At 61.3% G+C, this 26,360-nt stretch carries 24 protein-coding genes; 16 read left to right on the top strand and 8 right to left on the bottom strand.

Features of this window, described 5'->3' with window-relative positions; genetic code table 11:
* Nucleotides 1-8: 8 nt before the first annotated feature.
* Nucleotides 9-1,307 carry an SLC13 family permease gene (locus PSH91_RS18550; protein ID WP_047228249.1) on the top strand — a complete coding sequence of 433 codons (1,299 nt, stop codon included), beginning with the start codon at nucleotides 9-11 and terminating at the stop codon, nucleotides 1,305-1,307.
* Between the two features lie 266 nt (nucleotides 1,308-1,573).
* Here PSH91_RS18550 and PSH91_RS18545 read toward each other — a convergent pair whose 3' ends face one another.
* Both PSH91_RS18545 and glcC read right to left on the bottom strand, forming a co-directional pair.
* Complete coding sequence (locus PSH91_RS18545; protein WP_139049487.1) at nucleotides 1,574-1,735, bottom strand: DUF2986 domain-containing protein; 162 nt, start codon at nucleotides 1,733-1,735, stop codon at nucleotides 1,574-1,576.
* Nucleotides 1,736-1,837: 102 nt separating this feature from the next.
* The gene (gene glcC / locus PSH91_RS18540; protein WP_047228250.1) at nucleotides 1,838-2,611 is read right to left on the bottom strand and encodes a transcriptional regulator GlcC; all 774 of its coding nucleotides are present in this window, start codon (nucleotides 2,609-2,611) and stop codon (nucleotides 1,838-1,840) included.
* 251 nt (nucleotides 2,612-2,862) lie between these two features.
* Here glcC and glcD point away from each other — a divergent pair, with 251 nt between their 5' ends.
* From glcD to PSH91_RS18480, 12 genes are all read left to right on the top strand, one after another.
* Nucleotides 2,863-4,362 carry a glycolate oxidase subunit GlcD gene (gene glcD, locus PSH91_RS18535; protein WP_305466447.1) on the top strand — a complete coding sequence of 500 codons (1,500 nt, stop codon included), beginning with the start codon at nucleotides 2,863-2,865 and terminating at the stop codon, nucleotides 4,360-4,362.
* Between the two features lie 5 nt (nucleotides 4,363-4,367).
* Nucleotides 4,368-5,426 carry a glycolate oxidase subunit GlcE gene (gene glcE, locus PSH91_RS18530; RefSeq protein WP_171061339.1) on the top strand — a complete coding sequence of 353 codons (1,059 nt, stop codon included), beginning with the start codon at nucleotides 4,368-4,370 and terminating at the stop codon, nucleotides 5,424-5,426.
* Nucleotides 5,427-5,428: 2 nt separating this feature from the next.
* A complete protein-coding gene (gene glcF, locus PSH91_RS18525) occupies nucleotides 5,429-6,646 on the top strand; it encodes a glycolate oxidase subunit GlcF (protein WP_047228252.1) in 1,218 nt (405 codons plus the stop codon).
* A 12-nt stretch (nucleotides 6,647-6,658) separates the two neighbouring features.
* Nucleotides 6,659-7,060: a heme-binding protein gene (locus tag PSH91_RS18520; protein WP_047228253.1), complete on the top strand. Its 402-nt coding sequence runs from the start codon at nucleotides 6,659-6,661 to the stop codon at nucleotides 7,058-7,060.
* A 79-nt stretch (nucleotides 7,061-7,139) separates the two neighbouring features.
* Nucleotides 7,140-9,317 carry a malate synthase G gene (locus tag PSH91_RS18515; RefSeq protein WP_305466443.1) on the top strand — a complete coding sequence of 726 codons (2,178 nt, stop codon included), beginning with the start codon at nucleotides 7,140-7,142 and terminating at the stop codon, nucleotides 9,315-9,317.
* Nucleotides 9,318-9,567: 250 nt separating this feature from the next.
* Nucleotides 9,568-11,265 (top strand): L-lactate permease, encoded by a 1,698-nt coding sequence (locus PSH91_RS18510; RefSeq protein WP_047228255.1) that lies wholly within the window; start codon nucleotides 9,568-9,570, stop codon nucleotides 11,263-11,265.
* A gap of 505 nt (nucleotides 11,266-11,770) precedes the next feature.
* Complete coding sequence (locus tag PSH91_RS18505; protein ID WP_305466441.1) at nucleotides 11,771-13,963, top strand: response regulator; 2,193 nt, start codon at nucleotides 11,771-11,773, stop codon at nucleotides 13,961-13,963.
* A gap of 681 nt (nucleotides 13,964-14,644) precedes the next feature.
* Entirely contained in the window at nucleotides 14,645-15,061 is a 417-nt protein-coding gene (locus PSH91_RS18500) for a glycine zipper domain-containing protein (protein ID WP_047228264.1), read from the top strand.
* Nucleotides 15,062-15,253: 192 nt separating this feature from the next.
* Nucleotides 15,254-15,421, top strand: a complete 168-nt coding sequence (locus tag PSH91_RS18495) for a hypothetical protein (protein ID WP_171061338.1) — start codon at nucleotides 15,254-15,256, stop codon at nucleotides 15,419-15,421.
* Nucleotides 15,422-15,490: 69 nt separating this feature from the next.
* On the top strand, nucleotides 15,491-15,694 hold the full coding sequence (locus tag PSH91_RS18490; RefSeq protein ID WP_305466439.1) for a hypothetical protein: 204 nt from the start codon (nucleotides 15,491-15,493) through the stop codon (nucleotides 15,692-15,694).
* 89 nt (nucleotides 15,695-15,783) lie between these two features.
* Nucleotides 15,784-16,143 carry a hypothetical protein gene (locus tag PSH91_RS18485; RefSeq protein ID WP_305466437.1) on the top strand — a complete coding sequence of 120 codons (360 nt, stop codon included), beginning with the start codon at nucleotides 15,784-15,786 and terminating at the stop codon, nucleotides 16,141-16,143.
* Nucleotides 16,144-16,338: 195 nt separating this feature from the next.
* Nucleotides 16,339-17,034 carry an HAD-IA family hydrolase gene (locus PSH91_RS18480; RefSeq protein ID WP_305466436.1) on the top strand — a complete coding sequence of 232 codons (696 nt, stop codon included), beginning with the start codon at nucleotides 16,339-16,341 and terminating at the stop codon, nucleotides 17,032-17,034.
* Nucleotides 17,035-17,242: 208 nt separating this feature from the next.
* Here PSH91_RS18480 and PSH91_RS18475 read toward each other — a convergent pair whose 3' ends face one another.
* Both PSH91_RS18475 and PSH91_RS18470 read right to left on the bottom strand, forming a co-directional pair.
* Nucleotides 17,243-17,971, bottom strand: coding sequence for an aspartate/glutamate racemase family protein (locus PSH91_RS18475; RefSeq protein WP_305466434.1), 729 nt, complete (start codon nucleotides 17,969-17,971; stop codon nucleotides 17,243-17,245).
* A 143-nt stretch (nucleotides 17,972-18,114) separates the two neighbouring features.
* Entirely contained in the window at nucleotides 18,115-18,855 is a 741-nt protein-coding gene (locus PSH91_RS18470; RefSeq protein ID WP_047228271.1) for a phosphoadenylyl-sulfate reductase, read from the bottom strand.
* A 173-nt stretch (nucleotides 18,856-19,028) separates the two neighbouring features.
* Here PSH91_RS18470 and thrH point away from each other — a divergent pair, with 173 nt between their 5' ends.
* Nucleotides 19,029-19,646 carry a bifunctional phosphoserine phosphatase/homoserine phosphotransferase ThrH gene (thrH, locus tag PSH91_RS18465; RefSeq protein ID WP_047228272.1) on the top strand — a complete coding sequence of 206 codons (618 nt, stop codon included), beginning with the start codon at nucleotides 19,029-19,031 and terminating at the stop codon, nucleotides 19,644-19,646.
* A gap of 138 nt (nucleotides 19,647-19,784) precedes the next feature.
* Here thrH and pabB read toward each other — a convergent pair whose 3' ends face one another.
* The 4 genes from pabB to PSH91_RS18445 form a co-directional block, all read right to left on the bottom strand.
* A complete protein-coding gene (pabB, locus tag PSH91_RS18460; protein WP_305466431.1) occupies nucleotides 19,785-21,128 on the bottom strand; it encodes an aminodeoxychorismate synthase component I in 1,344 nt (447 codons plus the stop codon).
* A 270-nt stretch (nucleotides 21,129-21,398) separates the two neighbouring features.
* A complete protein-coding gene (locus PSH91_RS18455) occupies nucleotides 21,399-22,385 on the bottom strand; it encodes an alpha-L-glutamate ligase-like protein (protein WP_047228274.1) in 987 nt (328 codons plus the stop codon).
* Nucleotides 22,385-23,917 (bottom strand): inactive transglutaminase family protein, encoded by a 1,533-nt coding sequence (locus PSH91_RS18450; RefSeq protein ID WP_047228275.1) that lies wholly within the window; start codon nucleotides 23,915-23,917, stop codon nucleotides 22,385-22,387. The genes PSH91_RS18455 and PSH91_RS18450 overlap by 1 nt, the downstream gene beginning before the upstream one ends.
* A gap of 5 nt (nucleotides 23,918-23,922) precedes the next feature.
* Nucleotides 23,923-24,459, bottom strand: a complete 537-nt coding sequence (locus tag PSH91_RS18445) for an ATP-dependent zinc protease (protein WP_047228276.1) — start codon at nucleotides 24,457-24,459, stop codon at nucleotides 23,923-23,925.
* Nucleotides 24,460-24,743: 284 nt separating this feature from the next.
* Between PSH91_RS18445 and PSH91_RS18440 the strand changes: the two genes are divergently transcribed.
* Together PSH91_RS18440 and prpB are read left to right on the top strand one after the other, a co-directional pair.
* On the top strand, nucleotides 24,744-25,457 hold the full coding sequence (locus PSH91_RS18440) for a GntR family transcriptional regulator (RefSeq protein ID WP_139049499.1): 714 nt from the start codon (nucleotides 24,744-24,746) through the stop codon (nucleotides 25,455-25,457).
* Nucleotides 25,454-26,338, top strand: a complete 885-nt coding sequence (gene prpB, locus PSH91_RS18435) for a methylisocitrate lyase (RefSeq protein ID WP_047228278.1) — start codon at nucleotides 25,454-25,456, stop codon at nucleotides 26,336-26,338. The genes PSH91_RS18440 and prpB overlap by 4 nt, the downstream gene beginning before the upstream one ends.
* Nucleotides 26,339-26,360 lie beyond the last annotated feature (22 nt).

The raw sequence follows: 26,360 nt of genomic DNA, 5'->3' as shown, positions 1-26,360 counted from the left end.
CACACATCATGATGAGCCTGTACGTCGTCGCCGCGATCGTTCTTGCTGTCGCGCTGGGATACACCACCAAAATCAACATCGGCCTGTTCGCCATCGCCTTTGCCTATCTACTGGGCTGTTTCGGCATGGGCTTGAGTCCTTCCGAAATCATCGCCATGTGGCCGCTGAAGATTTTCTTCATCATCTTCTCGGTCTGCCTGTTCTACAGCTTCGCCATCGTCAACGGCACGCTGGAGAAACTGGCCGAACACCTGCTCTATCTCTGTCGTAACGTGCCGCACCTGCTGCCTTATGCGGTGTTCCTGACCGCTTGCCTGATTGCCGGGCTCGGCGCGGGTTACTACACGGTGCTCGCTTTCATGGCCCCGCTGACGCTGCTGCTGTGCCAGCGCACGGGCATGAGCCTGATACTCGGTGGCATGGCGGTGAACTACGGGGCCCTGGGCGGTGCCAACTTCGTGTCCAGCCAGAGCGGTATCATTTTCCGAGGCCTGATGACCGGCCTGGGTGTCCCTGAAAGTGAAGCCTTCATCAATGGCCTGGCCATCTTTGCCAGCACCATGGTCATTCCGCTGGTGGTCATCACTGCGTTCGTATTCTTCGCCGGCCACGGCCGTGCGCTGAAGAGCGCGGCGGTCGCGATCGAGACGCCGAGCCCGCTCAACCGTGAGCAGAAAATCACCTTGTGGCTGACCTTGCTGATGATGCTGATTGTGTTGGCCGGTCCTATCGCGCACATCCTGTTCCCGGACAATGCTACGGTGACGTTCGTCAACTCGAAGGTGGACATTGGCCTGATCGCCAGCGTGTTCTCGGTGATTGCGCTGGTGCTCAAGCTGGGCGACGAGCGCAAAGCCATCGCCTCGCTGCCTTGGGGCACACTGATCATGATTTGTGGTGTGGGCATGCTGATTTCGGTGGCGATCAAGGCCGGCGCTATCGACGCTTTGGCATCGTGGATTGGCGGCAATATCCCACCGGTGCTGGTAGCCCTGGTGTTCGGTGTCGTCGCTGCGCTGATGTCGATTTTCGCCAGCACCTTGGGAGTGGTTACACCCGCGCTGTTCCCCATGGTGCCGCCGCTGGCCGCCGCCATGTCGATCGACCCCATGGTGCTGTTCATCAGCATCGTGGTTGGCGCCCAAGCCACCTCTATCTCGCCGTTCTCCTCCGGCGGCAGCCTGATCCTGAGCTCCTGCGCCGATGAGCAGAGCCGAACCCGGCTGTTTCCCCAATTGCTGCTGCGTGCCGCGCCCATCGGCTTCGTCGCGGCCATGCTGTTTAACCTTGCGCTGACTTTTATCTGAAGAGTTCGTTTTGGTAGGTCTGGGAAGTTGATCGTTCCCACGCTCTGCGTGGGAATGCATCCCGTGACGCTCTGCGTCATCTTCCAGAAGTGGAACGCGGAGCGTCCCTGGCGACATTCCCACGCAGGAGCGTGGGAGCGATCGAGGTGCAATTCACTCAAGACCTGCCTGAACCACTGTGGCGAGGGAGCTTGCTCCCGCTGGGCTGCGCAGCAGCCCCACTTTCACCGCCATTGCTGATGCGACTGGCGCTTAAGATCGAAGACTCAGCTCTCAGGGGTTATGACTGAATCCGGAGCGGGTTCGGCAGCCAGCTTCAATCGGTCAGCCTTGCTGATGTATTTGGATTTCTTCGGCGGGGCCAGTTTGGCACTCGCCTTTTTTGCGTGAGCTTTCAGTAACTGATTTATTTTTTTACGACGATTCATACTTCTCTACTCGGTTTGCAAAGTCTTGGATGATGGTAAAAGTTTGGGTGTGAAACCAAGCATTGATTTTGCGCTTCCCAGCCGGCCCTGCTACCCAGAAACCTACCCCCAACCCTCAAGCCGCATGGTTGCACGTACCAGGCGTTGCTCTTCCTGTTCGATTTCCTTGAGGTTGTCGCGGATGCTGTGGATGTGTTCGCGCGCAGCGCGCTGAGCTTGTTCTGGCAGGCGCTCGATGACGGCGTGATAGAGCCGGGTGTGCTGGCGGTCGATCTGGCGTTTTTGCATCGGGCGATGGTAGAGGTTGTTGACCGAGGCGAACACCGTACTGAGCATCAAATCGGTCAACGACTGCAGGGTGTGCAGCAACACCGGGTTGTGCGAGGCCTCGCAGATCGCCAGGTGGAAGGCGTGGTCGAGGCGGGCATGTTCGCGCGGCTCGGCAGGTACGGGTTGGCTGTGGGCGGCGAGCATTTCTTCGTAGCGCCGGGTGAGCAGGACAAAGTCTGCATCGGTGCCGCGCAAGGCGGCCAGGCGTGCTGATTCGGCTTCCAGCAGTGCGCGCACTTCCAGAAGATCAAACAGGGTGCGCGGCTGCGAATTGAACAGGTGCATCAGTGGGCTGGCATCGCGGTTCCCGTTCAGCGTGGCCACCCGTGAGTCACGGCCTTGGGCGGTCTCGATAATGCCGCGCCCGCGTAGCACTTTCAGCCCTTCACGCAGGGCCGAGCGGGATATTCCCAGTTTCTCGCACAGGCGGCGCTCCGAGGGCAGCGCCTGGCCCACCTTGAGCACGCCATCGACGATCAATCGTTCGATCCGCTCGGCGACCACATCACTGACCTGGCGGCGAACGGCGGATGTTTCTTCGAGCATGTCAGGGGCCTCGGCTAACTGGTAGTACCAGTTTTATATGGTCATTTACGCTGCGTCCAATATAGCCACTAACCCCTTTATAAGTAAGGCCCTTGGCAAAGACGGGTTAGAGGCGGGCTTGAATAAACTGGTCATACCAGTTCATCCGGTGATAGACGACCACCCTGCAAGGCTCTACATATAGCGCATAACAAGCAGCCCGGCTCGCTACCGGCGCGGCACAGAAGAACAATAAAGCGAGAAAGCCTGCCATGAGTATTTTGTACGACGAGCGCGTTGATGGGGCGCTGCCTGAAGTGGACAAATCAGCGCTGCTGGCGGAACTGCGCCAGCAGCTTCCTGATCTGGAAGTGCTGCACACCCAGGAAGACCTCAAACCCTACGAGTGCGACGGGCTCTCTGCCTACACCACCACGCCGATGCTGGTGGTATTGCCTGAGCGCATCGAACAAGTCGAACGCCTGCTCAAACTCTGTTACCAACGCGGTGTGCCTGTGGTGGCACGCGGGGCAGGGACGGGCTTGTCCGGTGGTGCGCTGCCATTGGTCCAGGGGATTTTGCTGGTGATGGCGCGCTTCAAGCACATCCTTGAAGTCAATCCAGAAGGGCGCTTCGCTCGCGTTCAGCCGGGCGTTCGTAACCTGGCCATCTCCCAGGCGGCCGCCCCTTACGACCTGTATTACGCACCGGACCCATCCTCGCAGATCGCCTGTTCGATTGGCGGTAACGTCGCCGAGAACGCCGGAGGCGTGCACTGCCTCAAATATGGCCTGACCGTGCACAACCTGCTCAAGGTGGAAATCCTCACGGTTGAAGGCGAGCGCATGACCTTGGGCAGCGAGGCCCTGGATTCGCCCGGCTTCGACCTGCTCGCCTTGTTCACCGGCTCCGAAGGCATGCTGGGGATCATCACTGAAGTCACGGTCAAGCTGCTGCCCAAGCCGCAGGTGGCCAAGGTGTTGCTGGCCAGCTTTGATTCGGTGGAGAAAGCCGGGCGCGCGGTGGGTGAAATCATTGCGGCCGGCATCATCCCCGGCGGCCTGGAGATGATGGACAACCTGGCCATTCGCGCCGCCGAGGACTTTATTCACGCCGGTTATCCGGTGGACGCCGAGGCCATCCTGCTGTGCGAACTGGACGGTGTGGAGGCCGACGTGCACGACGACTGCGAGCGTGTCCGCTCGGTGCTGGGCGAGGCCGGCGCCACCGAAGTGCGCATGGCCCGCGATGAGGTTGAACGGGTCAAGTTTTGGGCCGGGCGCAAGAATGCCTTCCCGGCCGTCGGGCGTATCTCGCCGGACTATTACTGCATGGACGGCACCATTCCACGTCGCGAACTGCCCGGGGTGCTCAAGGGCATCAGTGAGCTGTCCGAGGCGTTCGGCCTGCGTGTGGCCAACGTGTTCCATGCCGGTGACGGCAATATGCACCCCTTGATTCTGTTTGATGCCAACCAACCCAGCGAGCTGGAGCGGGCAGAGTCCCTGGGCGGCAAGATTCTCGAACTCTGCGTCAAGGTGGGCGGCAGCATTACCGGCGAACATGGTGTGGGGCGCGAGAAGATCAATCAGATGTGCGTTCAGTTCAACAGTGACGAACTGACCCTGTTTCACGCGGTGAAAGCAGCCTTCGACCCGCGCGGCCTGCTCAACCCCGGCAAGAACATTCCGACCCTGCACCGCTGCGCCGAATTCGGCGCCATGCACGTGCACCACGGCCAACTGCCCTTTCCTGAACTGGAGCGCTTCTGATGGTGATGCAGCACGACTGCGACGCCAGCGAGGCGTTGCTGGAACAAGTCAATCACGCCCTCAACAGTGCTACGGCGTTGCGCATTCAGGGGGGTAACAGCAAGGCGTTTCTCGGTCGCAAGGCCGAAGGCGAAGTGCTCGATACCCGTGCCCACCGCGGCATCGTCAGCTACGACCCGACCGAGTTGGTGATCACCGCCCGCGCCGGCACGCCGCTGGTTGAGCTGGAGGCGGCGCTGGACGCGGCCGGACAGATGCTCACCTGCGAGCCTGCGCAATTTGGTGGCGCCGCGACCCTCGGCGGGATGGTTGCGGCAGGTCTGTCGGGCCCGCGCCGGCCCTGGTCCGGCGCGGTTCGTGACCTGGTTTTGGGCACCCGCTTGATCACCGGAACGGGCAAACACCTGCGCTTTGGCGGTGAGGTGATGAAGAACGTCGCCGGCTACGACCTGTCGCGGCTGCTGGCCGGTAGCTTTGGCTGCCTGGGGGTGATTACCGAGGTGTCGCTCAAAGTGCTGCCCAAGCCGCGTCAGTGCCTGAGTCTGCGGCTGGAGATGGATGCCGCGCTGGCTTTGCGCAAACTGGCCGAGTGGGGTCAGCAACCCATTTCGCTGAGCGCCGCCAGCCATGATGGTCAGGCTTTGCACCTGCGCCTGGAAGGTGGTGAAGGCTCGGTCGCAGCGGCCCGCGAGCGTCTCGGCGGTGAGCTGCTTGAGAGCTCGTACTGGGTTGACCTGCGCGAGCAACGCCTGGATTTCTTCGCAGACCCGCGCCCGCTCTGGCGATTGTCGGTGCCGACCAACACCGACGTGTTGGCGCTGCCCGGTGAGCAACTGATCGACTGGGGAGGCGCCCAACGCTGGCTCAAGTCCGATGCCGATGTCGCGCTGATCCGCCAGATCGCCGCCCAAGCCGGTGGCCACGCCACCTGTTTCACCGCCGGCCACTGCGACAGTCCATTCCATCCGCTGGCCACCCCGTTGCTGCGCTACCACCAACAGCTCAAAACCCAGCTTGACCCCCAGGGCATTTTCAACCCTGGCCGAATGTATCGCGAGGTGTAGTTGTGCAGACCCATCTGAGTGAACAGGCCAAGCACCTGCCGCGCGCCGAGGAAGCCGAACGCGTCCTGCGCAGCTGTGTGCATTGCGGCTTTTGCAACGCCACCTGCCCGACCTACCAGCTTATCGGTGATGAGCTGGACGGCCCGCGCGGGCGCATTTACCTGATCAAGCAAGTGCTGGAAGGCAACGAAGTCACGGCCAAGACCCAACTGCACCTGGATCGCTGTCTGAGCTGTCGCAACTGTGAGACCACCTGCCCGTCGGGCGTGCAGTACCACAATCTGCTGGATATCGGCCGCGCGGTAGTCGATGCCGCCGTTCCGCGCCCGCTGGCTCAGCGCGTATTGCGTCAAAGCCTGCGTGCCGTGGTGCCTCATGCGCGGCTGTTCAAAGGGCTGATTGAGGTTGGCCAGGTTTTCCGTCCGCTGTTGCCGGCCAGCCTCAAGGCCAAATTGCCGCGTACTGCCAGTGCCGCCAAACCCCGCCCCGAGCCACGCCATGCACGCCGTGTGCTGATGCTTGAGGGCTGTGTGCAGCCTGGCCTGGCACCTAACACCAATGCCGCCACGGCGCGGGTGCTCGATCGCCTCGGCATCAGCGTCACGCCGATCAATGAAGCCGGTTGCTGCGGCGCAGTGGACTACCATCTCGACGCCCAAGAGCAAGGCTTGCAGCGTGCGCGGCGCAACATCGATGCCTGGTGGCCCGCCATCGAGCAGGGTGCCGAGGCCATTGTGCAGACCGCCAGCGGCTGCGGCGCCTTCGTCAAGGATTACGGCCATCTGTTGGCGCAGGACCCGGCCTACGCCGAGAAAGCCAGGCGCGTCAGTACGCTGGCCAAAGACCTGGTTGAAGTGCTCAGCGTCGAACCTCTGGAGCAACTGGGTGTGCATGCCGACAAGCGCGTGGCTTTCCATTGCCCCTGCACTCTGCAGCATGCGCAGAAGCTGGGGGGCGCCGTGGAAAGCGTGCTCGCTCGCCTCGGGTTCGGTTTGACGGCTGTGCCCGACAGTCACCTGTGTTGCGGCTCCGCCGGGACCTATTCGTTAACCCAGCCGCAGCTGTCCAGGCAGTTGCGCGACAACAAACTCAATGCCCTGGAAAGCGGTAAGCCGCAGGCGATTGTCACCGCCAACATCGGCTGCCAGACCCACCTCGACGGCGCCGGTCGCACCCCTGTGCGGCATTGGATCGAACTGGTCGAAGAAGCCCTGAATTAACCGGAGAACAGCATGCTTAGCAAAGCCGTATTGAGCCAGACCGAAGTCAGCAAAATCCTCGCCGCTGCCCGCAGTGAAGCGGAGAAAAACCACTGGGCCGTGAGCATCAGCGTGGTCGACGACGGCGGGCATCCGCTGGCCCTGGAGCGCCTGGATGGCTGCTCACCGATCGCCGCCTACATCGCCGCCGAGAAGGCCCGCAGCGCCGCCATCGGGCGTCGTGAAACCAAAGGTTATGAAGACATGGTCAATGGCGGGCGTAGCGCGTTCCTGTCCGCGCCGCTGCTGACTTCGCTGGAAGGTGGTGTGCCGGTGATTGTCGACGGCCAGGTGATTGGCGCGGTGGGCGTTTCCGGGGTCAAGGCCGATCAGGACGCCCAAGTGGCCAAAGCCGGTATCGCCGCATTGGGCTGATTACAAGGGCTAGGCGCCTGTTCAGTGAGCCGCGCTGACACCTGACGTCGGCCACCTACTGTTTTTTTGGAGAGTGAAAATGACTGATCGCGTGAACTGCCAGCGCCTGCAAGTGGCCGTCAACCTGCAACGTTTCGTCGACGAGCAAGTGCTGCCCGGCACCGGGATTGAACGCGAGGCGTTCTGGGCCGGCTTCGACGTCCTGGTGCATGACCTGGCGCCGCACAATCGTGCGCTGCTGGCCGAGCGCGATGCGCTGCAGGCGAAGCTGGACAGCTGGCACCGCGCGCACCCAGGCCCGATCAGCGACATGCCGGCGTATCGCGATTTTCTCGAGTCCATCGGCTACCTGTTGCCGCAGCCTGACACGGTGCGGGTCAGCACCGCCAACGTTGACAGCGAGATCACCCACCAGGCCGGTCCACAGCTGGTGGTGCCGATGATGAATGCCCGCTACGCGTTGAACGCCGCCAATGCGCGCTGGGGTTCTTTGTACGATGCGTTGTACGGCACCGATGCCATCGCTGAAGACGGTGGTGCTCAAAAGGGCCCGGGCTACAACCAGGTGCGTGGTGACAAAGTCATCGCCTTCGCCCGCGCGTTTCTCGATCAGGCCGCGCCTTTACGCATGGGCTCGCATGCCTACTCGGTCAATTACCGAGTCAGTGAGGGGCAACTGCAGGTGACCCTGGCTGACGGCACCCAGACCGGTTTGGCCCAGGCCGACAAGTTCGTCGGTTATCAGGGCCAGGCCAGCGCGCCGACAGCGGTGCTGCTGAAAAACAACGGCCTGCACGTGGAAATCCAGATCGATGCCGGCAGCCCGATCGGCGCCAGCGATGGCGCAGGGGTCAAGGATCTGCTGGTGGAGTCCGCGCTGTCGACCATTCTCGACTGCGAAGACTCCGTCGCGGCGGTCGATGCGGCCGATAAAGTGCTGATCTACCGCAACTGGCTCGGCCTGATGAAAGGCGACCTCAGCGAAGCGCTGGAAAAGGGCGGCAAGTCTATCGTGCGCCGTCTCAACCCGGACCGCGAGTACACCGCTGCCGCTGGCGGTGCGTTGAAGCTGCACGGCCGTTCGTTGCTGTTTGTGCGCAACGTCGGGCACCTGATGAGCAACCCGGCGATCCTCGACGGCGAAGGCCACGAGATCCCCGAAGGCATCCTCGACGGCGTGATGACCAGCTTGATCGCCCTGCATGACCTCCAGCGCCACGGTAACTCGCGTACAGGCAGTATCTATATCGTCAAGCCGAAGATGCACGGCCCGGCTGAAGTGGCCTTTGCCGATCAGTTGTTCACGCGCATCGAAGACCTGCTGCACTTGCCCCGGCACACCCTGAAGATGGGGATCATGGACGAAGAGCGCCGCACCAGTATCAACCTCAAGGCGTGTATCGCCAGCGCGGCGGCGCGGGTGGCCTTCATCAACACCGGCTTCCTCGACCGCACCGGTGATGAGATGCACACCGCCATGGAGGCCGGCGCGATGCTGCGCAAGGGCGACATGAAGAGCAGCGCCTGGATCCAGGCCTACGAGCGCAACAACGTGCTGGTTGGCTTGAGCTGCGGTCTGCGTGGTCGGGCGCAGATTGGCAAGGGGATGTGGGCCATGCCGGATCTGATGGCCGCCATGCTCGAGCAGAAGATCGCCCATCCCCAGGCCGGCGCCAATACGGCCTGGGTCCCGTCGCCGACCGCCGCCACCTTGCATGCCTTGCACTACCACCAAGTGGATGTGCAGGCGGTGCAGCGCGAGCTGGAAGCCATCGACCTCAACAGTCAGCGCGACGACCTGCTCAATGGCCTGCTCAGCGTGCCGGTGGTGGCCGAGCCTGACTGGAACGCCAGCCAGATCCAGCAAGAGCTGGACAACAACTGCCAGGGCATCCTCGGTTATGTGGTGCGCTGGGTCGAGCAGGGCGTGGGTTGCTCCAAAGTGCCGGATATCCACAACGTCGGCCTGATGGAGGACCGCGCCACCCTGCGTATTTCCAGCCAACACATTGCTAACTGGCTGCACCACAACGTCGTTAGCCAAGCTCAGGTGCGCGCAAGCCTTGAGCGCATGGCCAAGGTGGTCGATCAGCAGAACGCTGGCGATCCGCTGTATCGCCCGATGGCCGATGACTATGCCGCCTCGATGGCGTTCCAGGCCGCCTGCGACCTGGTGTTCAAGGGCCGCGAGCAACCCAGTGGCTACACCGAACCGCTGCTGCACGCCTGGCGACTGCGGTTCAAGCAACAGGCCTGAGGGAGGCACGCTCTTCAATCGTCGAGGGTGCTGCGGTGTACATCGTGACCGCAACCCCGAAAGCCCCTGCTTTAGCGGGGGCGTAATACAACAGGCCCCGACAGCCCATGGCTGCCGGGGCCCTTGAGCATGAGCGCGGCGATGGGTGATCCCCTGTCGACGCGGTTCGCGGAGCACCTGTGCTCTGGATGCGTGGCGCCGGATACCCCCGGCAAACTGTGGTTCACAACAATAAAAAGGAACCAAAACCATGAGTCAAACACTGCTGTCCATCCTGGCCTTCGTGCCGCTGGTACTGGCGGGCGTGTTACTGATCGGCTTTCGCTGGCCAGCCAAATACGCCATGCCCGTGGTCTTCGTACTGACGGCGCTGATCGGCCTCGGGGCCTGGGACATGACGTTGAATCGGGTCCTGGCGTCCTCGCTGCAGGGCCTCGTCCTGACGGCGGCGATTCTGTGGATTGTTTTCGGTGCCATTCTGTTGCTCAACACCCTCAAGCATTCCGGCGGCATCAGCTCCATTCGCCGTGGCTTTGCCAATATCAGCCCGGACCGTCGGGTCCAGGCGCTGATCGTGGCCTGGCTGTTCGGCTGCTTCATCGAGGGCGCTTCGGGCTTTGGCACACCTGCGGCGGTAGTCGCGCCGTTGATGGTCGCGCTGGGCTTCCCGGCCATGGCCGCGGTGGTACTCGGCATGCTGGTGCAGTCCACGCCGGTGTCTTTTGGTGCCGTCGGCACGCCCATGGTGGTCGGGGTCACAGGCGGCCTTGACCAGACCGGTCTTGGCGCGCAACTGGCTGCTGTGGGCAGCAACTGGGACGTGTTCTTCCATTTGATCGTCTCGCGGGTGGCGATCATCCATGCCCTTTGCGGGATTCTCATGCCGCTGATCATGATCAGCATCATGACCCGCTTCTTCGGCAAGAACCAATCCTGGCGCGAAGGCCTGGTCATGGCGCCGTTTGCGATCTTCACTGGCCTCGCCTTCGTCATCCCTTACGCCGCCGCTGGGGTGTTCCTCGGTCCGGAATTCCCTTCGATGATTGGTGCCCTGGTGGGCCTGAGCATTGTGATCCCGGCTGCCAAAGCGCGCTTCCTGTTGCCCAAGACCACCTGGGATTTTGCCCCGGCCAGCGAGTGGCCAGCGGAGTGGATGGGCAGGATCGAGATGAAGCTCGACGACATGGCCGGCAAAAAAGCGATTTCCGTCCCCATGGCCTGGGCACCCTATGTGCTGCTGGCCGTGTTGTTGGTGCTGTCGCGCAACATTCCACCGCTCAAGGCCTGGCTGCTGTCCCTGAGCTTCGGGGCCAAAGACATTCTGGGTGAGACGGGCGTGTCCGCCAGCCTGGAATTGCTCTACCTGCCAGGTGGTTTGCTCTGCGTGGTGGCGCTGATGACATTCTTCTTGCACCGCATGCGCGCCAGCGAATTGGTAGCGGCCGTGAGCGAATCGAGCAAAACCTTGCTGGGCGCCGGTTTCGTGTTGATCTTCACCATCCCGATGGTGCGTATCCTGATCAACTCAGGGGTGAATGGATCGGACCTGGTGTCGATGCCGGTGGCAATGGCGCGTCTGGTCGCAGACAGTGTCGGCAGCGTGTACCCGTTCTTCGCCCCGGCGGTGGGCGCACTGGGCGCATTCATCGCCGGCTCCAACACCGTGTCCAACCTGATGCTGGCGCAGTTCCAGTTCAATACCGCGCAACTGTTGGGCATCTCTGGCGCGCTGATGGTGGCGTTGCAATCGGTAGGCGCGGCGGCCGGTAACATGATCGCCATCCACAACGTGGTGGCGGCGTCGGCGACAGTCGGCCTGCTGGGTCGCGAAGGCATCACCCTGCGCAAGACCATGCTGCCGACGCTGTACTACATCGTCCTGGCCGGTATCATCGGCATGATCGGCTTCTATCTGCTGGGTATCAGCGATCCGCTGACGAAGTCCTGAAACCTGCAGGCTGCCCGCCGATGGGGCGGGCAGCCTCGGTCAGGCGAGTCCACCGGAGCTAAACCAGCGCATCTGTTGACAGGTTGTAAATGAAAGCCCCTGATTCGTGATGAATCAGGGGCTTTGTAGTGTCTGGCGTTTTATAGAAGGGTACCCGCTGGCGCCGCATCCAACCGCCTTGCAATCACATCCATCACGTCGCAACGGTCACGCAGCGGAATGCAGTAAAGCTGTGCCTAACCCCATCGCCATTTTGGGCGACGCTCAGACTATAGGCGCCACCACAAAAAATACGCAAGGGATTGATAGCGCGGAGGTTTCCCAATGACATGTGGGATATTTCCGTAGCTCAATCAGCCAATTCCGCCATTCCACCCCCATTTACAGCCCTACACGTCCCACAATCCAATCGCGCATTCCCCTCCGGCGCGGGATAATACGGCCCGGCTTGGGGTCACAACCGCTTCCCCCTGATTGTATTGGCGGCTGAGAAGGATCGATCGCAATGACAGACTGGCTGCAAAGCTATGGAGAGATGGCTGAACGGGTGCGCGGCCACGATTGGGACGCCAGCCCGCTCGGGCCGCCGAAACAGTGGCCCGATGTGCTGAAGACCACCGTAGCGTTGAGCCTCGCCTCGCATTTTCCCCAGGCCATCGTGTGGGGGCCGGACCTGATCACGTTGTACAACGATGCCTTCGTGCCCATCCTCGGCAATAAACCCCAAGCGCTGGGTCGGCGGTTCGATGAGGTGTGGAAGGAAGTCTGGAGCGACATCGGCCCGATTGTGCGGGCGGCCTTCGAGGGGCAGGCGACTTATATCGAGAATTTCCCCCTGATCATCGAGCGTGGCGGCGGCCTGGAACAGGCGTATTTCACGTTCTGCTACAGCCCCATCCGTGATCAGTTCGGCAAGGTCGTGGGCATGCTGGACACCGTCACCGAGACCACTTCCACGGTGTTCATGACCCAGCGCCTGGCGGTGCTGGATGCCATTGGCAATGCCGTGGCGAATGCCACCGACCCACAGGCCATCATGGCCACCACCACGCGGATTCTGGCGGCGCACCTGAACCTGTCCAATTGCGCCTATGCGGATATGGATGAGGACGAGGATGGCTTCACCATTCGCGGTGATTGGGCTCGGGCGGGGTCACCCAGTATTGTCGGGCATTACCGACTGGCGGATTTCGGTCGGCTGGCGGTTGCCAACCTGCGGGCTGGCAAACCCCTGGTGGTCAACGATAACCTCAAGGAGCTGGCGCCCGAGGAAGCGGCGACGTTCCAGGCGATCGGTATCGCCGCGACCATTTGCGTGCCGCTGATCAAGAACGGACGTTTGACCGCATTGATGGCCATCCACGACAAAACGCCGCGGGTCTGGTCCAGCAACGATCTGGCGCTGCTGATGGAAGTGACCGAACGATCCTGGGCTCACATCGAGCGGACCCGCGCGGACGCCGCCGTGCGTGAGGGGCTCGCGGCCCTGGCGGAACTGAACGCGACACTGGAGGAGCGGGTCGAGGAACGCACCACGCGCCTGAAACAGACCGAAGCGGCCCTGCGCCAGTCGCAGAAATTGGAAGCCATCGGCCAGCTCACCGGCGGCGTGGCCCACGACTTCAACAACCTGCTGACGATCATTCGTTCCTCCGTCGACTTTCTGCGCATGCCTAACCTCTCCGATGAGCGGCGCAACCGCTACATGACGGCGGTTTCCGAGACGGTGGAGCGTGCCGCCAAGCTGACCAGCCAGTTGCTCGCCTTCGCCCGGCGTCAGCCGTTGAAACCGCAAGTCATCGATGTGGGCAAGCAGGTGCAAAGCCTCGGCGACATGCTGCAGACCGTCACGGGGGCGCGGATTCAGGTCAAGGTCGAGCTGAGCGACCGGCCTTGTTACATCCGCGCTGACTTGAGCCAGTTTGAAACGGCGCTGATCAACATGGCCCTCAATGCCAGGGATGCCATGGATGGGCAAGGCACGTTGTCGCTGCGGCTCATTGGCGGTGCTGGCATGCCGCCGATCCGAGGTCACGCGGGAGCCGGGCAGTCTTTTGCCGCCATTGCCCTGGCGGACACCGGCACCGGCATTGCGGCAGAAGTCCTGGAGCATATTTTCGAGCCGTTCTTTACCACTAAGGAAGTGGGCAAGGGCACCGGGCTGGGGTTGTCCCAGGTGTTCGGTTTTGCCAAACAGTCTGGCGGCAACGTGGATGTTTCGACCGTGGTCGGGGAGGGGACGGTGTTTACCTTGTACCTGCCGGAAGTCGAGCCCGAAGAGATTGATGAGCCCAACCGGGAGGAAACCACGCCCCTGCTGCTGGAAAAGGGCAAGCGTCGGGTGTTGATCGTGGAGGACAACCTGGAGGTCGGGCGTTTTGCCAATCAGATCCTGCAGGATCTGGGCTACGAAACGGCCTGGGCGACCAACGCCGAGGAGGCTCTGGATATGGTTGGCCCGGATGCGATGGCGTTCGACGCGGTATTTTCCGACGTCGTCATGCCCGGCATCAGCGGCATTGCCCTGGCCAAGGCACTGCGCCGGCGCCGCCCGGATCTGCCGGTGGTCCTGACGTCGGGTTATAGCGAGGAGCTGGCCCACCGTGGCCATGAAGATTTCGAGTTTCTATCCAAGCCCTATTCGGCCGATCAGGTTTCCCGGATCTTGAGCCGCGCGATGGCGGGGCGGATTGAATAAAGCGGTCCGTGGGCAAGTCACGCAGCTCCATTCGTCGGCCAGACGCTTGCCTGAATAATCAGTCCTTTGATGACCGACTAGTCTGAAAGTCGTGAAGGCCTATATTTTTCAGGCAACGGGTTGTTGCCGGTGTGGGCCTCGACGAAAAGGGGAAAGGCGATGGGAGCACCGTACAGCGAGGATAACGGAGCCGCATATCCGATCAATGAAGGTTTGCAGTGTGGGCAATCGGCCTATAGGGCGGACTTTGGCGACGAGCCGATCAAATCCATCAGGACCAAGGTGTCCAAAGTGCCGCGAGGGGAAAAGGCCAAGTTCCTGCCCAGGGTCCCGGTCAGGAAGTAACGTTGCAACTCTACAATTCAGTCCTGTCATCGTGGCGAGGGAGCAAGCTCCCCGCCACGACACCATTCCAGCCTCTGGCATAAATATTCTTCATCTTTTTTTTCACGACGGTTTCTTTCACGTTTCTTTCACAAGCGGGCGCGTAATCTTGGCTCATCCGTTAGAAAGCAGTAACCGCAGTACCTGCCCGTTTCCCCAGCGGGCTTTTTTTTGCCTGTCATAAAACTACCCCTCCGTTTGTTGTCCAAGTGACATGGCCCGACGCTATCTGGCGTAGACTGACGCCCGCGCGTACCGGCCATCTTTCCCCGATGCGGCATTCTTGAGGTTTCTATCATGCGTTTGACTTTATCCACCTTGGTGCTTGGGCTTGTGGTTGCTCAAGGCGCGATGGCTGCCGGTGACGGTACTGCTGCGGTTGGCGGTGGTCTGGGCGGTGCGTTGGGTAACGTAGTCGGCCAACAGATGGGCGGCAGCACAGGCGCGGCCATTGGCGCCGGTGTCGGTGGTGCAGCCGGCAGTGCGGTGGGGGCGCGTAAGGGCAGCCGTACGGAAGCGGCCATTGGCGGTGGGTTGGGGTCGGCCGGCGGTTCGATTGTCGGCAATAGCCTGGGCGGCTCGACGGGCTCCACCATCGGCGCAGGCATTGGTGGCGCGGCGGGTGGTGCATTGGGTAGCAACCTGTCCAATGACAACGATGGTCATTCGGGTGGTAAGAAGCACAAGCACAAACATAAGAACAAACATCGCTAAGCGCATGTTTGGATGAGAAAGACCCGGCCTTGAGCCGGGTTTTTTGTTCGCCATGGGTTTGCGGCTTATCTGCTCACAGGGTTGTCTGGCCACAGGGCTGTCCGGCGTTTTCTTTACCGGGTTATTTACCCGGAACGTTTCCCCTCTGCGCACCTCGAATTCATACATCCATCAGCAATTGCGAGGTGCGTCATGACGCCGGAAACCGAAGGTACGGAAGAAAAAGGCCCGTCGGGCGTTCCTTTCGTCAATGATCCGGGCAATGAAGACCCCGGCTCACTGATGGACGACGCCCAGGTGCCCTTGATCGAGGGTGAAGAGGTGGAAGACGCTGAGATCGAGGACGAGTCCTACGATTGAAGTCGCTCAAGCTGACCGCCCGTGTTCTCAAAACTGCATGACGTGTTGTCCCGTCATCAGGAGGTTGCCATGACTGCCGATTCGCCTGTCCCTGACGACGATGAAACCCCGGAATACCCTCTGCCCTCGCCAACCGACTCGCTGAGCCGGGACCAGCGTCCGCCTGACGACGACGCCGGGGTAGAGCAGGTGCCGAGTGAGGATGTGGATATCGAGGCGAGCCCGGACGATCCGGACATTGCCGGTAACGACGCCTCCGGCGAACCGAGCTGATTACCGGCTCCGCCCGTCGATTTATCGGCACCATCGGCCAGTCACGATTGCCACACTTCAGGTAGGTAACCTTAAAAGGGAGACTCACCATGATGAAATCAAATGTGACCGCGCTGACCCTGGCCGGGATTCTGTCGGTCAGTTCCATGGCGGTTTTCGCCGAGTCTTCGGGCGGCAATCCCCCCGTAGACAAGGGCGGGATGCCACCTTCCACCGAGATGGAAGCCGGAACCCCGTCTGGCACGGGAGGCGCGTTGCCGCCGGGTTCCGTGGAGGGCGGTAATGGCAGCGACGCCAGTGGTAGCAGCACCAGTCCCGGTACGGGCAGCGGCTCAATGAGCGGCGGCAGTTCCATGGGGGGCGATGCCTCCAGCAGTGGAACCGGGGCCGGAACCAGCGACAGCGGTGGTAGCTCCGATGACGGCGGTTCGAGTGGTTCCAGCCAATAACGCATTGCTCATCATCCGAACCTGATCCTTGTTGCGGCGAGGGGGCAAGTGCCCTCGTTGCAACAGTCGCCCACACAGATTTCCCGTTGCCTGTGCCAAGCCACTCTCGTTATCCTGCTGAATCCTTTAAGGTGAACACTTGCCCTGGCCAAACCTGAGCCATCTCTGGAACCTTGTGATAACGGATCAGATGCGATGAAAGCACCGCTGCAAGAGTTTGGCCCGATCAAAGCTGTGATATTCGACATGGATGGGCTGTTGCTGGACACCGAGGGTATTTACACCGAGGTGACCTCCATCATCGCCGAGCGTTACGGGCGCACGTTTGATTGGAGCGTCAAGCAGAACATCATCGGACGTGGGGCCGGGGATCTGGCCCGCTATGTCGTTCAGGCGCTGGAGTTGCCGATCACCCCGGAAGAGTTCCTGGTGATCCGCGAGCCCTTGATGCGCGAACGCTTTCCGCACGCCCTGGCGATGCCCGGTGCTGAAGAACTGGTGCGGCATTTGAAGGCCCATGACGTTCCGATTGCGGTGGGCACCAGTTCGTCGAGCCAGTCGTTTGCACTGAAAACCACGCTGCACCGGGACTGGTTCGCGTTGTTCGATTTCATCGTCACAGCGGATGACCCAGAGGTGGGCGCGGCGAAGCCGGCACCGGATATCTTCCTCACTGCCGCCCGACGCCTGGGCGTTGCACCCCGCGATTGCCTGGTATTCGAAGATTCACCGTTCGGGGTGACCGCGGCGAAAGCGGCGGGAATGACTGCCATTGCCATTCCGGATTCGGCCATGGCCGACGAAAAATACGCCCATGCCGACGCGATCATTCGTTCCCTGAAGATCTTCCAGCCAGGCCTGTGCGGTTTGCCAGAGCTGGAGTGGGCCTGACGACACATCGCGGCACAACAGAACGCCGTTCATGGTATTACCCATGAACGGCGTTTTTTTATGGCCTGGATCAGGCGCCGCCCCCCCCATCGCGAGCAGGCTCGCTCCCACATTGGTTTTGTGGCGACCGCACATGTTGCGACCACCCAAAATCCCTGCGGGAGCGAGCCTGCTCGCGATGGGGGCGATGTGATTCAGAGCTGTGAATTCACCGCCCAAACCGCCCCGGCCAGCCAATAATGGTCTTGGGCCGAGGCGTGGCATAGGTGCGCACTTTCGAGGTGGACAAGCCCAACCGCACCAGGGCTTCGGCAATGGTCACCGCCGCCGTCACGCCATCGACCACCGGCACCCCGGTGCGCTGGCGGATCTGCTCATCGAGCCCGGCCATGCCACCGCAACCCAGGCAGATTACTTCGGCTTTGTCCTGACTGACTGCCAGTTCTGCCTGCTGCACGATGGCTTCCACCGCCCGTTGCGGATCTTGCTCAAGCTCCAGCACTGCCAGGCCACTGGCGCGTATCGAGGCGCAGCGATCGAACAGGCCGGAGAGCTTTAGGCGGTCCTCGATCAGCGGCACGGTGCGGTCCAGGGTGGTGACCACCGAATAGGCGTGGCCCAGGAACATCGCGGTGCTGGCGCCCGCGTCGGTGATGTCCACCACCGGTACATTGAGCAGTTCCTGCAAGCCTTCGCGCCCATGTTCGCCGTAACCGGCTTGGATCACCGCATCAAACGGCTGATCGTAGGCCATCACCCGATCCATCACCGCGATGGCGGCCAGGTAGCTTTCGAAATTGCCTTCGATGGAGTCGGCGCCGAAGTACGGCGTGAGCCCGACGATCTCGGTGCCCGGCGCGGCCACGGCCTGGGCTTGTTGGGCGATGGCCCGGGTGATCGATTCGGTGGTGTTGACGTTGACCACAAGAATTCGCATGAGCTGTCCTCTTCCATAAGCGCAAACAGGCGGCCCGGTCTGGCGGGCCGTTTTTACAATCAACGGCAGATGTTATCCATAGGAATGGACAAAATGGCAGGTTCTTGCGGTCCGCATGGTTTTTATAGGCGCTGTGGTTTTTTTCAGGCCTTGGATTTGCTGATGATATTGCCGGCGTGCAGCCCGCATTCTTTCTGCGTGGCTTCTTCCCACCACCAGCGGCCTTCGCGTTCGTGCTGGTTCGGCAGCACCGGGCGGGTGCAGGGTTCGCAGCCGATGCTGATGAAGCCGCGTTCATGCAGGCTGTTGTAGGGCAGTTCCAACATGCGGATGTAGCCCCAGACTTCTTCGCTGGTCATCTGCGACAGTGGGTTGAATTTGTACAGGGTGCGTTCCGGAGTGGAAAATGCCGTGTCGATTTCCAGTGCGGCCACCTGGCTGCGGGTGCCGGGGCTCTGATCGCGACGCTGGCCGGTGGCCCAGGCGCGGACATCGGACAGCTTGCGCCGCAGCGGTTCGATCTTGCGAATGCCGCAGCACTCACCGTGACCGTCCTTGTAGAAGCTGAACAGGCCTTTTTCCTTCACGAAAGGCTCGAGTTTCGCAGGGTCCGGCGAGATCAGTTCGATATCGATCTTGTAGTGTTCGCGCACCTGTTCGATGAACCGATAGGTTTCCGGGTGCAGGCGACCGGTGTCAAGGCTGAACACCTTGACGTTCTTGTTCAGCTTCCAGGCCATGTCCACCAGCACCACGTCTTCGGCGCCGCTGAAAGATATCCACAGGTCATCGCCGAATTCGGCGAAGGCCAGTTTGAGGATGTCCTGTGGGGACTTGTTGGCATAGGTCGTGGCGAGTTCCACGACGTCAAACGATGGGCTCATCAGGGCGGCTTCCTACAGGTCGGTGGCGCTGGGCGCTCTATATGGGGCTGATGGTAACAAAAGCTGTCGGGGCTGGCGCGCTCCTGTGCGTTGCGCAGGCATCGGCGAATGGCTAGAGTCGGCAGTCCTTTTGTTCGCTCAACCGATAAACATCAAAAAAATGGGAGTGTCTTGTGGAAATTGCCTGTCTCGACCTGGAAGGTGTGCTGGTCCCGGAAATCTGGATCGCCTTCGCTGAAAAAACCGGTATTGAATCCCTCAGGGCGACCACGCGGGACATTCCCGACTACGACGTGTTGATGAAGCAACGGTTGCGCATCCTTGATGAGCATGGCCTCAAGCTCTCCGATATTCAGGAAGTCATCGCCACCCTCAAGCCGCTGGACGGCGCCATCGAGTTCGTCGACTGGCTGCGCGAGCGCTTCCAGGTGGTGATTCTTTCCGACACCTTCTACGAATTCTCCCAACCCCTGATGCGCCAACTGGGTTTCCCGACGTTGCTCTGCCATCGTCTGATTACCGATGACAGCGGACGGGTAACCGGATACCAGCTGCGTCAGAAAGATCCCAAGCGCCAGTCGGTATTGGCCTTCAAGAGCCTGTACTACCGGGTGATTGCGGCGGGGGATTCCTACAATGACACCACGATGCTGGGTGAAGCCGATGCCGGGATTCTGTTCCATGCGCCGGATAATGTGATTCAAGAGTTCCCGCAGTTCCCGGCAGTGCACAGTTTTGCTGAGTTGAAGCAGGAGTTCATCAAGGCTTCGAATCGAAATCTAAGCTTGTAAACCCAATCCCCCTGTGGGAGCGAGCCTGCTCGCGATAGCGTTGGTCAGCAGCATTTGAGCCAACTGGCACACCGCTATCGCGAGCAGGCTCGCTCCCACAGGGTTCTGGGCCTGGTCAGGGGCTTGCCCTCGATGCTTTTAGAGGTTCTGCAAAGTTTCGAGCAACACCCGCACCTTGGTAATCGACTCCTGATACTCCGCCTGCCAATCCGAATCCGCGACAATCCCGCCGCCGCCCCAGCAACACACCTGTCCATCCTTGACCAGCAAGCTGCGGATGGCGATGGAACTGTCCATCTCTCCGCGTACGTCCAGGTACAGCAACGAGCCGCAATACAGCCCGCGCCGGGTCGGTTCGAGTTCGTCGATGATCTGCATGGCGCGGATTTTCGGTGCGCCGGTGATCGAGCCGCCGGGAAAGCTGCCTGCGATCAAGTCCAGGGCGTCCTTGGCGTCGGCCAGCTCGCCGGTCACGCTGCTGACCAGATGGTGGACGTTGGGGTAGCTTTCCAGGCTGAACAACTCCGGCACGCGCACCGAGCCGATACGGCAGGTACGGCCCAGGTCGTTGCGCAGCAGATCGACAATCATCAGGTTTTCCGCCCGGTCCTTGGGGCTGGCCAGCAACTCGGCGGCGTGTGCGGCGTCTTCGTCAGGGGTTGCGCCGCGTGGACGGGTGCCCTTGATCGGGCGGGTCTCCACATGACCTTCGCTGACTTTGACGAAACGCTCGGGTGACAGGCTCAGCACCGCGCCGCCGTCTGGCAAGCTCTGGAAACCGGAAAACGGCGTCGGGCAAGCCGTCCGCAGTGCCTGGTAGGCAGCCCAGGCATCGCCTTGGCACGGGGCGCGGAAGCGCTGGGCAAAGTTGACCTGGTAGCAGTCGCCGGCCTGGATATACGCCTGGATCCGTTCGAAGGCCTGGCGATAGGCATCGCTATTGAGGTCGGGCGTCATGGGCGCTTCAAGGCTGAAGGCGGTCACAGGCGCTGAGGTTGGCTGGCTGAAGAGCGCAATCAGGCGCTGGCGTTCGCTGTCGGCGCAGTGAGGGTGAAACACCAACTGGCTGGTCCCGGCCTGATGGTCGGTGACCAGCGCCCAGTCGTACACACCGAACCGCGCGTCGGGCAGGTGCAGATCGTCTTTGGCGTGGGACGGCAGGGTTTCGAGATGTCGGCCGAAGTCGTAGCTCAGGTAGCCGATCAGGCCGCCAGCGAAAGGCAATTGCACCGAGGCCGGCAGTACAGCACTCCCCAGTTGCGTCAGATGAATACGCAAGCGTTGCAGGAAATCGGCACCGGTCTCGTCTGACAGTACCGCCAGATGCTCCAGCGGCCAGGCACTGAGCAAATCATAGCGTCCGCGTTCGGCACTCGGCCGGCCGCTGTCGAGCAGCACACTGCCCGGGGCATGGCGGATCACCGCGAAATACTCGGCGGGGTTGGCGCGGTAAGGCAGCGGGTGTACAGAGCAGGTTGACATGGGCGGGGTGGGTCAGCCGTTCAGGCGGGGTGGCGATTGTAATCCCTCTGTAGGATTTGCTCCTAGAGGGATGTCGGAGATGAGTAAGTATGGGGCCATCGAAACATTTGGCTGTGAACACCTTGTGGCGAGGGGATTTATCCCCGCTGGGTTGCGCAGCAACCCTAAAACTTACCACCCCGGTGTATCAGGCTGACTGCATCTGCCTGTTTGGGGCTGCTTCGCAACCCAGCGGGGATAAATCCCCTCGCCACAGGGGTGTTTCAACCCTCAACCCTCAACCGGCGGAATATGCCCAAACAACTCCTGGGCAAACGCTACGCGCTCCTCGACGGTTTCAACCACGCCACGGGCCTTGAGCTCCTCCAGGCGGGCTTCCACCGCGTGGGTGCGCAGAGTCAGGCCGCAGTCGTTGGCGATCTGGATGTTCAGACCCGGTCGGGCGTTGAGCTCCAGGATCAACGGACCTTTTTCCTGGTCCAGCACCATGTCCACGCCGATGTAGCCCAGCCCGCACAGTTCATAGCAACCGGCGGCCAGTTTCATGAAGCCGTCCCAGTAGGGCAGCTGCACGCCGTCCACCGCGTTGGTGGTGTCAGGGTGTTTGGTGATGATGTTGTTCAGCCAGGTACCGCGCAGGGTCAGGCCGGTGGCAAGGTCGACACCCACGCCGATGGCGCCCTGGTGCAGGTTGGCCTTGCCACCGGACTGGCGGGTTGGCAAGCGCAGCATGGCCATCACCGGATAGCCCATCAGTACGATGATGCGAATGTCCGGCACGCCTTCATAGCTGATGCTCTTGAAGATCTGGTCCGGCGTCACGCGATACTCGATCAGTGCCCGGTCCCGGTGGCCACCCAGGGAGTACAGACCGGTAAGGATGCTGGACACATGGTGTTCGATTTCTTCGTGGCTGATGATCTTGCCGGACACCGTGCGATAGCGGCCCTCGAAGCGGTCGGCAATGACGATGATGCCGTCGCCACCCGCGCCCTGGGCCGGCTTGATCACGAAGTCGGTGCGCCCTCCGATGATCTCGTCGAGCTTGTCGATTTCCTTCTCGGTGGAGATCACCCCGTATAGCTCCGGCACATGGATGCCGGCAGCGATGGCCCGTTCCTTGGTGATGATCTTGTCATCGACGATCGGGTACAGGCTGCGCTTGTTGTATTTGAGCACATAGTCGGCGTTACGCCGATTGATGCCCATGATGCCCCGGGCCTCCAGGGCCTTCCAGGTCTTCCACAGGCCGAACATTATGAGTCAGCCTTGACGAAGGCCTTGAACCGTACCAGCTCGGTCAGGCGGTAGCCGCGGTAGCGACCCATGGCCAGCATGAAACCTACCAGAATCAGCAGGATGGCCGGGAAGGTGAACACGAAGTACACCAGCTCCGGCACGCTCATGATCAGGTGCGCCAGGGCGGCGGCGAACAGGGTGCCGATGGCCACCTTCATGGCGTGGCTGGCGCCGCGTTCTTCCCAGGTAATGGACAGGCGTTCGATGGTCATGGTCAGAATCACCATCGGGAACAGCGCGACCGACAGCCCGCGTTCCAGGCCCAGCTTGTGGCTGAACAGGCTGATGGCGGCGATCAGCACCACCACGAACGTCAGCACCACCGAAAGCCTTGGCAGCATTTGCAGCTTGAGATGTTCCAGATAGGAGCGCAGTGACAGGCCCAGCGTCGTGATGACTGTGAACAGGATGATGCCGAAGCCCAGCTGGGTTTCGCGGAAGGCCAGGGCGATCAACACCGGTGTGAACGTGCCCAGGGTCTGCAGGCCGATCAGGTTGCGCAGCACCAGAATCACCAGCACGCCGATCGGGATCATCACCATGATCATGAACGTCTGCTGGGTTTGTAGCGGCAGGCCGTAGAGCGAGTATTCGAGGAAGTTGGCGTCGGTGTTTTCGTCCGTCAGCTTGGCCAGGCGAATGGCGTTCATTTCGCTGTTGTTCATGGTGAAGGTGACGGTGGCTTTTTTGCCGCCATCGACGGTGATCAGGTTTTCATCACCGGTCCACCACAGCAGACGGTCGCTGGGCAGGCCCCGCTCAGCGGTATCCGGGTTGAAATACAGCCAGTCGGTGCCGTTGAAACTGCGCAGCCACAGTTCAGGCGACTGCGGTTGGTCGGCAACCAGGCGGATGGTATGGACCTTCTCCACCGGCACGTGGGCGATAGACAGCACCAGTTCGACGACTCTGGCCTTGCTGGCTATGGACGGATCACCAGCCAGCAGCAACTTGACGTTGTCGTCGTTGGGGTTGTTGACCCGTTTGATCGCTTCACTGATGAAGGTCTCGACGTCGGCCGAGTGCTGGCGGATCGGCGCGAGCAGGGCTTCGGCGGCCAGCTTCTCGGGGCCCTCGACGGCGATGCTGTCGCGGAAGGTCGGGCCCTTGATCTTGGATTTTTCCGAGGTGTAGCGCTTGGTCAGCACCAGGCGGTAGTACAGGGTCTGGTTGCCCTTGGCCCGACGGGCCGACCACGTGACCTTGCGGTTACCGTCCACCCGGTTCACCGCCACACCGTAGTTATTGGAGATGAAGCTCTCGTTGAGGCTGACGTAGTCCATGCTCAGCGGCGGCACGAACATCTGGATCTTCACCGGATCCTTGGCATTGGGGACGAACTCGATCTTGGCGTCGATGTTCCACAAGTCGTCGGTGGCGTCTTCGGTCACCGGAATGCCGAGCACGAAAATCTGATAGGCCGTCACCGACAGGCCCAGCACCACCAGGATGGCGATCAGCATTTTCAAATGGAGGGTAAGAGAGCGCATTGGAATTACTCTGCGGTTTGAGCGGCATTGGCGCAGGCGGGTTTGCCGGCAGCGTATTTGAGACTGGGGTCGACCAGCGCGTCGAAGCGTTTGAGGGCTTCGGAGCCGATCAGTAGCGGGTATTGGAAAGCGCTGCGGTCGGTGAGGTTCACTTCGATGCTGCGCAGGGCCGAGCCCATGCAGATGTCCAGCTCGATGACCGGCCGAGCCGTGTAGTTCTTGCCTTCTTCGGGGTCATAGTCACCGGCGCGGCGTTTGATCTTGCTGACCCGGGCCAGCGGACGTTCGATAGGGTGCGAATGCGCCGCGTCGATGGCCAGGTAAAAACGCACCCAGGATTCGCCATCGCGTTTGAAGCGCTTGATGTCCCGGGCGCTGAGCGAAGCGGTTTTGGCCCCGGTGTCCAACTTGGCGGCAACCTCCAGGTCGATGCCCTGCAGGGCGGCGTATTCATTGAGGCCGTACACGGTCTTTTCACCCGCCAGGACAAGCCCCGGCAGGCACGTGAAACAAAGGACAGCAGTTAAGGGCTTGAGTGTCATAAATCCTGATGCACAGTGTTCCGTTCGTCGGTTCAGGCCCTGGCATTGCTGCACAAGCTCCCTGGGTTGCCTTCTCTTAATAGATGCAGAGCGGCAAATTGCGGCGGCATTCTAGCACGGTGGTTTTCTGACGCCACCGCCGCCCGGACGCAACTGCTTATCCGACGCACTTGGTTATGGAGGAGGCCCTTATTAGACAATTGTCGACAATGTCTAATTTTACTTTGACGAAAGCGCCGTGATTGGTTAGTTTTTGCCTTATAGATTTATAAGGTGTCGACAATATGCTCGATCAGCTCGAATCACCGGTCTTGGCCCAAGAGGAATCGGAAACCCTTTCCGAGAACGTCTTCCGGCGTATCCAGGCCGCAATCGTGCGAGGCGATATCGCGCCTGGCAGCAAGATCTCCGAGCCCGAACTGGCACGCACCTACGGCATCAGCCGCGGCCCGCTGCGCGAGGCCATCCATCGCCTGGAAGGCCAGCGCCTGCTGGTGCGGGTGCCTCACGTGGGCGCCAGGGTGGTGTCCCTGAGCCACGCCGAGTTACTGGAACTCTATGAAATCCGCGAGTCCCTGGAAGGCATGGCCTGCCGTCTGGCGGCCGAGCGCATGACCCTGGAAGAAATCGACGAGCTGCGCCGGGTCCTGGAAACCCATGAGCGCGACGCGGCGTTCCAGGCCGGTGTCGGCTATTACCAGCAGGAAGGCGACTTCGATTTCCATTACCGGATCATCCAGGGCAGCGGCAACCGCACCCTGACGCAAATGCTCTGCGGCGAGCTGTATCAGTTGGTGCGCATGTACCGCATCCAGTTTTCCACCACGCCCAATCGTCCGCGCCAGGCCTTTGCCGAGCACCACAGGATTCTCGATGCCATCGCCGACCGTGACGGTGAACTGGCTGAATTATTGATGCGCCGGCACATCGGCGCTTCCAAACGCAACATCGCGCGTCATTTCCAGGACAGCGCCGCCACTGAACGAGGTGAGTCATGAGCAACAGCACTCCAGGCCAGCGTTTTCGCGATGCGGTCGCCAACGAGCATCCGCTGCAAGTGGTGGGCACGATCAACGCCAACCACGCGCTGCTGGCCAAACGCGCCGGTTTCAAGGCGATCTACCTGTCGGGCGGCGGCGTGGCGGCCGGCTCCCTTGGCGTGCCGGACCTGGGCATCACCGGCCTGGATGACGTGCTGACCGATGTGCGCCGTATCACCGACGTCTGCGACCTGCCGTTGCTGGTGGACGTGGATACCGGGTTTGGCTCCTCGGCGTTCAATGTGGCCCGCACGGTCAAGTCGATGATCAAGTTCGGCGCGGCGGCCATTCATATTGAAGACCAGGTCGGCGCCAAGCGTTGCGGTCACCGTCCGAACAAAGAGATCGTCTCGCAACAGGAAATGGTCGACCGCATCAAAGCCGCCGTCGACGCGCGCACCGATGACAGCTTCGTGATCATGGCCCGTACCGACGCCCTGGCCGTGGAGGGCTTGGAATCGGCCCTGGACCGCGCCGCCGCGTGCATCGAGGCCGGTGCCGACATGATCTTTCCGGAAGCCATCACCGAACTTGAGATGTACAAGCTGTTCGCCAGCCGGGTGAAAGCCCCGATCCTGGCCAACATCACTGAATTCGGCGCGACACCGCTGTACACCACCGAACAACTGGCGGGCGCCGACGTGTCCCTGGTGCTGTACCCACTGTCGGCCTTCCGCGCCATGAACAAAGCGGCCGAGAACGTCTATACCGCAATCCGCCGCGACGGTACGCAACAGAACGTCATCGACACCATGCAGACTCGCATGGAGCTTTACGATCGCATTGACTACCACACCTTCGAGCAAAAGCTCGATGCGTTGTTCGCGGCGAAAAAATGAACAGAGCGCAGCCTCTACAAAT

The organism is Pseudomonas sp. FP1154, from assembly GCF_030687245.1.
GTDB lineage: Bacteria > Pseudomonadota > Gammaproteobacteria > Pseudomonadales > Pseudomonadaceae > Aquipseudomonas > Aquipseudomonas rhizophila.
The sequence above is the reverse complement of the archived record's forward strand: the minus strand, read 5'-3'. Positions and strand labels throughout refer to the sequence as shown.

Coding starts and splice junctions, on each gene's coding strand:
- PSH91_RS18550 (WP_047228249.1), top strand. CDS start 9: ATGATGAGCCTGTACGTCGTCGCCGCGATCGTTCTTGCTGTCGCGCTG.
- PSH91_RS18545 (WP_139049487.1), bottom strand. CDS start 1,735: ATGAATCGTCGTAAAAAAATAAATCAGTTACTGAAAGCTCACGCAAAA.
- glcC (WP_047228250.1), bottom strand. CDS start 2,611: ATGCTCGAAGAAACATCCGCCGTTCGCCGCCAGGTCAGTGATGTGGTC.
- glcD (WP_305466447.1), top strand. CDS start 2,863: ATGAGTATTTTGTACGACGAGCGCGTTGATGGGGCGCTGCCTGAAGTG.
- glcE (WP_171061339.1), top strand. CDS start 4,368: ATGCAGCACGACTGCGACGCCAGCGAGGCGTTGCTGGAACAAGTCAAT.
- PSH91_RS18520 (WP_047228253.1), top strand. CDS start 6,659: ATGCTTAGCAAAGCCGTATTGAGCCAGACCGAAGTCAGCAAAATCCTC.
- PSH91_RS18515 (WP_305466443.1), top strand. CDS start 7,140: ATGACTGATCGCGTGAACTGCCAGCGCCTGCAAGTGGCCGTCAACCTG.
- PSH91_RS18510 (WP_047228255.1), top strand. CDS start 9,568: ATGAGTCAAACACTGCTGTCCATCCTGGCCTTCGTGCCGCTGGTACTG.
- PSH91_RS18505 (WP_305466441.1), top strand. CDS start 11,771: ATGACAGACTGGCTGCAAAGCTATGGAGAGATGGCTGAACGGGTGCGC.
- PSH91_RS18500 (WP_047228264.1), top strand. CDS start 14,645: ATGCGTTTGACTTTATCCACCTTGGTGCTTGGGCTTGTGGTTGCTCAA.
- PSH91_RS18495 (WP_171061338.1), top strand. CDS start 15,254: ATGACGCCGGAAACCGAAGGTACGGAAGAAAAAGGCCCGTCGGGCGTT.
- PSH91_RS18490 (WP_305466439.1), top strand. CDS start 15,491: ATGACTGCCGATTCGCCTGTCCCTGACGACGATGAAACCCCGGAATAC.
- PSH91_RS18485 (WP_305466437.1), top strand. CDS start 15,784: ATGATGAAATCAAATGTGACCGCGCTGACCCTGGCCGGGATTCTGTCG.
- PSH91_RS18480 (WP_305466436.1), top strand. CDS start 16,339: ATGAAAGCACCGCTGCAAGAGTTTGGCCCGATCAAAGCTGTGATATTC.
- PSH91_RS18475 (WP_305466434.1), bottom strand. CDS start 17,971: ATGCGAATTCTTGTGGTCAACGTCAACACCACCGAATCGATCACCCGG.
- PSH91_RS18470 (WP_047228271.1), bottom strand. CDS start 18,855: ATGAGCCCATCGTTTGACGTCGTGGAACTCGCCACGACCTATGCCAAC.
- pabB (WP_305466431.1), bottom strand. CDS start 21,128: ATGTCAACCTGCTCTGTACACCCGCTGCCTTACCGCGCCAACCCCGCC.
- PSH91_RS18455 (WP_047228274.1), bottom strand. CDS start 22,385: ATGTTCGGCCTGTGGAAGACCTGGAAGGCCCTGGAGGCCCGGGGCATC.
- PSH91_RS18450 (WP_047228275.1), bottom strand. CDS start 23,917: ATGCGCTCTCTTACCCTCCATTTGAAAATGCTGATCGCCATCCTGGTG.
- PSH91_RS18445 (WP_047228276.1), bottom strand. CDS start 24,459: ATGACACTCAAGCCCTTAACTGCTGTCCTTTGTTTCACGTGCCTGCCG.
- PSH91_RS18440 (WP_139049499.1), top strand. CDS start 24,744: ATGCTCGATCAGCTCGAATCACCGGTCTTGGCCCAAGAGGAATCGGAA.
- prpB (WP_047228278.1), top strand. CDS start 25,454: ATGAGCAACAGCACTCCAGGCCAGCGTTTTCGCGATGCGGTCGCCAAC.